Source organism: Frateuria sp., assembly GCF_035695185.1.
GTDB lineage: Bacteria > Pseudomonadota > Gammaproteobacteria > Xanthomonadales > Rhodanobacteraceae > Frateuria_A.
This window is the reverse complement of sequence record NZ_DASSES010000071.1, coordinates 1-7,051: the sequence shown is the minus strand read 5'-3', so window position 1 is coordinate 7,051 and position 7,051 is coordinate 1. Positions and strand designations below refer to the sequence as shown.

The 7,051-nt window shown below is 69.5% G+C and carries 6 protein-coding genes; 5 read left to right on the top strand and 1 reads right to left on the bottom strand.

Going from position 1 to position 7,051, the window contains the following annotated elements; genetic code table 11:
* The 3 genes from VFH59_RS05055 to VFH59_RS05045 form a co-directional block, all read left to right on the top strand.
* The coding region (locus tag VFH59_RS05055) for a UDP binding domain-containing protein (protein ID WP_325163796.1) at nucleotides 1–556 on the top strand (556 nt) is incomplete at its 5' end.
* Nucleotides 549–761, top strand: a complete 213-nt coding sequence (locus tag VFH59_RS05050; RefSeq protein ID WP_325163795.1) for a SlyX family protein — start codon at nucleotides 549–551, stop codon at nucleotides 759–761. The genes VFH59_RS05055 and VFH59_RS05050, both read left to right, overlap by 8 nt.
* A gap of 64 nt (nucleotides 762–825) precedes the next feature.
* Nucleotides 826–1,380 carry a DUF2058 domain-containing protein gene (locus VFH59_RS05045; RefSeq protein ID WP_325163794.1) on the top strand — a complete coding sequence of 185 codons (555 nt, stop codon included), beginning with the start codon at nucleotides 826–828 and terminating at the stop codon, nucleotides 1,378–1,380.
* 99 nt (nucleotides 1,381–1,479) lie between these two features.
* Here the strand turns inward: VFH59_RS05045 and VFH59_RS05040 are convergent, their stop codons facing one another.
* Nucleotides 1,480–3,540 carry a 3-hydroxyacyl-CoA dehydrogenase NAD-binding domain-containing protein gene (locus tag VFH59_RS05040; RefSeq protein WP_325163793.1) on the bottom strand — a complete coding sequence of 687 codons (2,061 nt, stop codon included), beginning with the start codon at nucleotides 3,538–3,540 and terminating at the stop codon, nucleotides 1,480–1,482.
* Nucleotides 3,541–3,690: 150 nt separating this feature from the next.
* On the opposite strand from VFH59_RS05040, the gene VFH59_RS05035 reads away from it, so the two are divergent.
* Together VFH59_RS05035 and VFH59_RS05030 are read left to right on the top strand one after the other, a co-directional pair.
* The gene (locus VFH59_RS05035) at nucleotides 3,691–4,188 is read left to right on the top strand and encodes a hypothetical protein (RefSeq protein ID WP_325163792.1); all 498 of its coding nucleotides are present in this window, start codon (nucleotides 3,691–3,693) and stop codon (nucleotides 4,186–4,188) included.
* 13 nt (nucleotides 4,189–4,201) lie between these two features.
* Entirely contained in the window at nucleotides 4,202–6,742 is a 2,541-nt protein-coding gene (locus tag VFH59_RS05030; protein WP_325163791.1) for a bifunctional diguanylate cyclase/phosphodiesterase, read from the top strand.
* Nucleotides 6,743–7,051 lie beyond the last annotated feature (309 nt).

Below are 7,051 nucleotides of genomic sequence, written 5' to 3'. Positions count from 1 at the left end.
CTCGTGCTTCCCCAAGGACGTGCAGGCGCTGGAGCGCACCGCGCACGGCGTGGGCTTCGAGGCGAAGCTGCTCGGGGCCGTCGAAGCGGTCAACTACGCGCAGAAGGGCAAGCTGTTCGAGCTGATCGAGCGGCACTGCGGTGGGCAGCTGAAGGGCAGGACGATTGCGCTGTGGGGCCTGGCGTTCAAGCCCAACACCGACGACATGCGCGAGGCATCCAGCCGGCGGCTGATGGAGCTGCTGTGGGCGGCCGGGGCGACGGTGCGTGCGTTCGATCCGGAGGCGCGCGGCGAAACGAAGCGCATCTATGGCGAGCGGCCGGACCTGGTGCTGTGCGAGGACGCCTACCAGGCGCTGGAGGGCGCCGACGTGCTGGCGATCGTGACCGAATGGAAGGCCTTCCGCGCGCCCGATTTCGCGCGCATCCGCGGTGCGCTGAAGGAGCCGGCGATCTTCGACGGACGCAACCTGTACGACCCGGCGCAGGTGGAGGAAGCCGGACTGGCCTACTACGGCATCGGGCGCGGGCGCTCGCTGAGGCCGGCGGATGTCTGACATCGAGCGCCGCCTGGAGGACCTCGAGGTCCGCCTCACCTTCCTTGACGACACGGTGGCCGCGCTGGCCTCCGCCGACGCCGAGCAAGCCATGCGGCTGGTCGCGCTGGAGCGAGTGCTGCACGACTTGCGCGCCGAGCTCGCGTCGCTGCGCACGGCGCAGGGCAGCGATCCGCACAGCGAGCCACCACCGCCCCATTACTGATAGCTGGGCCGCCGGACACGCAGGCGCGCCCGGCGGCGGGTCAACGCAACACTGGAACCAGGTCATGGCCGACTCTCTCCGTGATCAGCTGCTGAAGAGCGGCATCGTCAAACAGGTGCACCAGGAACAGCGCGCGAAATCGCCGCCGCCCCGGGGCGGGCGCCCGCCGCAGGGCAAGGGCAAGCCGCATGCGCCACCACCGCGCCGCGACAATGGCGAAATGGACCTCGCCAAGGCTTACGCCATCCGTGCGCAGACCGAGGCCGCGGAGCGCAAGCGCGCCGAGCAGGAGGCGGCCGAACAGGCGCGCCTCAGGCGCGAGCGCAAGGCGAAGATCCAGCAGTTGCTGGAAGGGCAGGTGCTGAACAAGGACGATGCCGATCAGCTCCGCCATTTCGAATACGGCGGCAAGATCCGGCGCGTGCATGTGGACGCCGGCCAGCTGGCGGCGCTCAACCAGGGGCAGCTGGGAATCGTGCAGCAGAACGGCCGCTACCTGGTGGTGACCCGGGCCATCGCTGAGCAGGTCCGGGCGATCGACCCCAAACAGTTGGCATTGCTGGTCGATCCGCACGCCGCGAGCGACGACGACGGGGTGCCCGACGACCTGATGTGGTGACGCGTCGACCTCGGCGTGGCCCGCGGGCCGCGCTGGGAAAGGCGGCCCGTGCCGGGCAGGCGGGCCAAAACCCGCCTGTCACCGCCGCTTCGGGGTGCGCTACGGAGCGGTAGGCCTGCCGAGCGCCGGCGAGTCCCAGCCCTGCTTGGGGAGGAACCGCTCGCCGTGGCGCTGTGCCAGTTGTTCCAGGCGCTCGCGCACGGCCGCCGCGCCCTCGCTGCGGATGTACTGGATCGGGCCGCCGCGGAAGGGCGCGAAGCCGGTGCCGAAGATCACGCCCGCGTCGAGCAGGTCGGCGTCGTCCACCACCCCATCGGCCAGGCAGGCGACCGCCTCGTTGACCATGGGCAGGATCATGCGGTCCTGGAGGTCCGGCGCGGGCGTGTAGTCCGGGTCCACCTCCGGCTTGACCGGCTTGCCTTCCTGCCACACGTACAGGCCCTGGCCATCTTTCTTGCCGCGTTTGCCTGCCTCCAGCTTGTCCTCGATGCCGGGAGGCAGCTCCAGGCCCAGGAACGGAGCCAGTTCCTTGCCGACCGAGGCGCACACGTCCAGGCCCACCGTGTCCGCCAGTTCGATCGGGCCCATCGGCATGCCGAATTTTTTCGCTTCGCGGTCCAGCACCGGGCCGGGCACCCCCTCGCTGTACAGGCGCAGGGCTTCCAGCAGGTAGGGCATCAGGATGCGGTTGACCAGGAAGCCGGGCGTGCCCTTGACCGCCACCGGCACCTTCCCCAGCGCCTTGCAGAAGGCCAGGGCGCGCTTCTCGATGGCCGGGTCCAGCCGGTCGTGGCGCACCACCTCGACCAGCGGCATCTGGGCCACCGGGTTGAAGAAGTGCAGGCCGAGGAACCGTTGCGGAGAAGCCAGGCCCTGACGTAGCTCATCCAGCGGGATGCTCGAAGTATTGGTGGCGAGGATTTCCTGTGCCTTGAACTGCGGCTCGATCTTCGCGTAGAGCTCCCGCTTGGCCTCGGGATTCTCGTAAATGGCCTCGATCGCGAGATCGGCCGTGGCCACGCCGGCACCCTCGAGGTCCGGACGCAGGCGGCTCATGGTGGCGTCGATCCTTTCCGGCGTCTTGAGCTTCTTCTCGTAAAAGGCCCTTGCCCGGTCCAGTGCGGGCTGCACGAACTTCATCTCGCGGTCCTGGAGGGTGACCTCGTAGCCCTTGTAGGCCGCCCAGGCGGCGATGTCGCCACCCATCACACCGGCGCCGACCACGTGGACGCGCCTGATGTCCGGGTCGACCCCGCCGCCGGCCCCCTTGAGGCGCTCCTGCAGCAGGAACACGCGGATCAGGTTGTGCGCCGTGGGCGTCTGCGCCAGTTTCGCGACCGAGCGGGCCTCGAGTTTCAGCCGCTGCTGAATGCCCGCACCGCCGTTCTGCCAGACATCGATCAGCGCGAACGGTGCCGGGTAATGCTCCTTGCGTACCTTGGCCGCGGTCTGCTTGACCATCATCGGCGCCAGGATCTGGCGAACCGGCCACCAGTTGGTGGCCCAGGCCTTGGCGCGCTGCGCGAACGGCCGGGCATGGGGGCGCCGCAGCAGGACGCGGGCCTCGGCGAGCAGCTCTTCCGGGGGCGCCACCCGGTCGACCACGCCCAGAGCCAGGGCGCGCCTGGCCGACAGCGGCTTGCCGGTAAGCATGATCGGCATGGCCTCGGTGGCACCGATCAGCCGCGGCAGGCGGGCGGTACCGCCCCAGCCGGGATGGATGCCGAGCATCACCTCGGGCAAGCCGATCCGGGTTTTCTCGTCGTCGGCCGCGATGCGCTGGCGGCAGGCCAGGATCAGCTCCGTGCCGCCGCCCATGCAGGCGCCATGCACCGCCGCCACGGTCGGGCAGGGCAGGCGGGCCAGCGATTCGAACACCTGCTGGCCGTGGCGGATGTTCTCCAGCACGGTGTCCTGCTCGGCGTAGCCCACGAACTCCTTGATATCGGCGCCGACCGCGAAGCCGGAGGCCTTGCCTGAATGGACGATCACGCCGGCCGGCTTCTCGATCGCCAGGCGTTCGACGATCTGCGCCAGCTCGTCGAGCACCTCGCGGGAGATCGCGTTGACGCTGCTCCCGGCGCGATCGAGGGCCAGGATGACGATGCCGCCGTCGTCCACGCTCGTCTTCCAATGATTGAAGCGCAATCCTTCGAACATGGCGTTGGGAGGTGTGGCCGGGGAGCACAGAACCATACCGCTGCGTGCGGAGGACTGCGAGTTGAGGCCCCAGGGGCCAGCGGAAGCGATCTTCCGGAACGGTGACCTGGCGCTATTGCGCTTCGCCAGCAAGTCCGTAACGTACGCCCGATGAACCCCTTGCTGGCTTCCGCCCCGCCGCCCCCCGGCATCGAGATCTTCGAGCGCATCCTGGCTGCGCCGGCTGGGCTGATCCTGCTCGAGGGTTGCGACAGCCAGGGGCTGATCGAGCAATTCCGGGTAATCGTGCGGCGTAGCGGGCAGGCGGTCTACCTCTGGCAGCCCGACCTGGGGCTGGGCAACCTGATCGACGCTCACGCACGGGTGCCGGGCAGCCAGCGCCTGGGCGCGGCCCTTCGCTACATGCAGCAGAGCATGCATTTCGGCGTCTACCTGTTGATGGGACTGGAGCCACCGCTGTCGGCCATGGACAGCACCCTGCTGCGCCAGCTGGCCAAGCCGCCGACCGGACACGTGCGCAGGGTGGTGCTGCTGGACGCGTCCCCGGCGCTGGTCGACCACCTGGGCGACATGGCCATGCGCATGAAGGGCCAGCCCGATGCACCGCTGCGACCGCGCCTGCGCGACGGCCGCTGGCTGGTCGCCTGAACCGGAGGACCGCGTGAACGCCGGTATCCTGGTGGTCGCTGCCCAGCGCGATTTGCGCCGGAACGTGTTCGACGCCCTCGACGGCGCCGGCCATCCAACCATCCATACCGCGCGCGGCGTGCCGCACGCCGAACTGCTGCTGGACGGCCGCCCGCCGCTGGCGCTGGTGGTCGTGGCGCTCGATGGCGACGAGATCGAGGCGCAGGCGGTATGCGAACAGCTGCGGCGCATCCCCGCCTGCGCCGACGCGCCGATGATCGCGGTGCTGGCCGAGGGCGCCCCGATCCGGCCTGGCCAGCTTCCCGCAGGCGTCTCGGACTGGTTGTACGCCTCGCAGGTGACGCTTGAACTGGTCGCCCGCTGGCGCCGTGTCCGCCCGCCGGCGGCCTTGCCGGTGCAGGCGGGTCCGGACCAGTACCGTTTCGCGTTCGAGGAAGACGCCAGCGAATGGCTGATCGTCGATCCGCAGACCGAGCGCGTGCTGGAAACCAGCGTCGCGGTCGTCAGGCACAGCCACCTCGAGGTCGAGCAACTGGTGGGCCGCGGCCTGCGCGAGCTGCTGGCCTTCGAGGGCATCGCCATCGAGCATGTGCTGCAGCAGGCCGACCGGCGCTGGTATGCCTGCCAGCGGCGCTCCAGCCGCGGCGCGGACACCGGCCAGGCCAGTGCCCGGCGGATCCGCCACGGCGAGCAGGACGCCATTGCGCTGCTGTTCCGCAGCGACCGCGCGGACATCCGCGCCGAGGCGGCGCTCAGCCTGCTCTCGCGCATGTTCGCCTCGGCCAGCGGCATCGACACGCAGAAGGTGGCCGCGCGCCTGCTGGTGGACGAGCTGGGCCTGGACTATCTCGCACTGTGGTCGGCGCGGCCGGCGGAAGGCGCCGCCGGTCCGGCCCTGTTGATCCAGCTGTGGCGCGGCGAGGACCAGCCGTGGCCCGCGCCGGCCCAGCAGAGCCTGCTGCGGCAGGTGCTGGACGGTAAGGCCGTGCTGCATCCGGCGGACGCCCGCAAGCATGGTGGCGGGGATCCGCTGCTCGATCTGCTGGGCGTGTCCGGATTCGCCGGCCTGCCGCTGTTCGACGAGCGGCGCTCGGTGCTGGGCGCCTTGCTGGTCGGCAGTCGCACGCCGTTCGGCGACATGGGCCTGGTCGAGCCGGTGCTGCGCTGCGCCGCCGCGCGCTTCGCGCATGCGCAGGAGTTGCGCCTGACCCGCGAGCAGGGCCGCGCCGAGGGCCTGATCGATGCGCTTACCGGCCTGCCCAACCGCCTGCTGTTCAACGATCGCCTGGACACCATCATCCGTGAGGCACACCGCACCCGCGAGACCTTCGCCGTACTGTTCGTCGACCTGGACCGCTTCAAGGACATCAACGACACCCTCGGTCACGCGGCCGGCGACCACGTGCTGAAAACGGTCACCCACCGCCTTTGCTCGAGCGTGCGCGCCTCCGACACGGTGGCCCGCTACGCCGGCGACGAGTTCGTCGTCGTGTTGCGCCACATCATCAAGAACGACGACGTGCTGCGGGTGGCCGAAAAGATCGTGCAAGTGATGGAGGCCCCGCTGAAGATCGCCGGCGAGGAAGCGCCGCTGAAGGTCACCGCCTCGATCGGCGTCAGCTTCTACCCCGACGACGCGCTCGACGCCGAGACCCTCCTCAAGCACGCCGACGAGGCGATGTATGCGGCCAAGCGCCAGGGCCGCAACAACTTCCAGTTCTACGAAATCAGCCCGGAACAGGCGCAGCAGCACGACGTGCTGCTCAAGACCCGCCTGCGCCATGCCGAGGGCAACGGCGAGCTGCGCGTGTTCTACCAGCCGCAGGTGGATGCCGAAAGCGAGGACATCGTCGGCATGGAGGCGCTGGTGCGCTGGGAGCATCCGGAGCTGGGGCCGATCAGCCCGGGTGTGTTCATCCCGCTGGCGGAGGAGACCGGCCTGATCGTATCGCTGGGCGCCTGGGTGCTGCGCACCGCCTGCCGCCAGGCGCGCGAGTGGGAGGAGAAATACGGCCTGGGCCTGCGCCTGGGCGTCAACCTCTCGGCCGTGCAGCTGATGGAGCCGGACCTGCTGGACACCGTCACCGCCGCACTGGCGGAAACCGGCCTGGACCCGCGCCTGCTGGAGCTCGAGGTCACCGAGAGCATCAGCATCAAGGCCGTGCCCAACCTGGTGGAGAACCTGCATGGGCTGCACCGGCTGGGCTGCCGGATCGCCATCGATGACTTCGGCACTGGCGCGGCCTCGCTGGATTACCTGCGCAAGCTGCCGGCCGACCGTATCAAGATCGATCAGAGCTTCGTGCGCAACATCGGCATCGATCCGGATGACGAGGCGATCGTTCGCGCGACCATCGAGATGGCCCACCGGCTCAAGCGCGGCGTGGTCGCCGAGGGCGTGGAGATCGAGCAGCATCTCAAGTTCCTGCGCGCCAACCACTGCGACGAGCTGCAGGGCTACCTGTTCTGTCGCCCGCTGCCGCACGCCAGCTTCGACCGGCTGCTGGCCGAGCGCCAGCGCCTGTTGGCCGAGCCACAGGCCAACGTGGCCTGATCGGCAGGGCGGGGGCGGCCGCGGCTTGTGTATCCGTCGCCGATCGTGCCAGGCCAGGCCTGCCCTGGACCCTTGATCCGGTCGAGCCACGCCGCATGTTGGTTATGCCGTCGTCCGTCGACGGCCTTTTTTTGAACCGGCCAGACACCGTGACGTCCGCGTGAACTTGCGCTCCTGCCGCTTGTCTCAGGGCGGCGCGTTACCATCCGGCTGGCGCCACCCAAGCGGTTATCGAAGGAGACGGCCCGGATGGGCGAAAACGAACTGGATAGCGCCCTGGTCGAGCGTGTCCAAAACGGCGACCGGCGC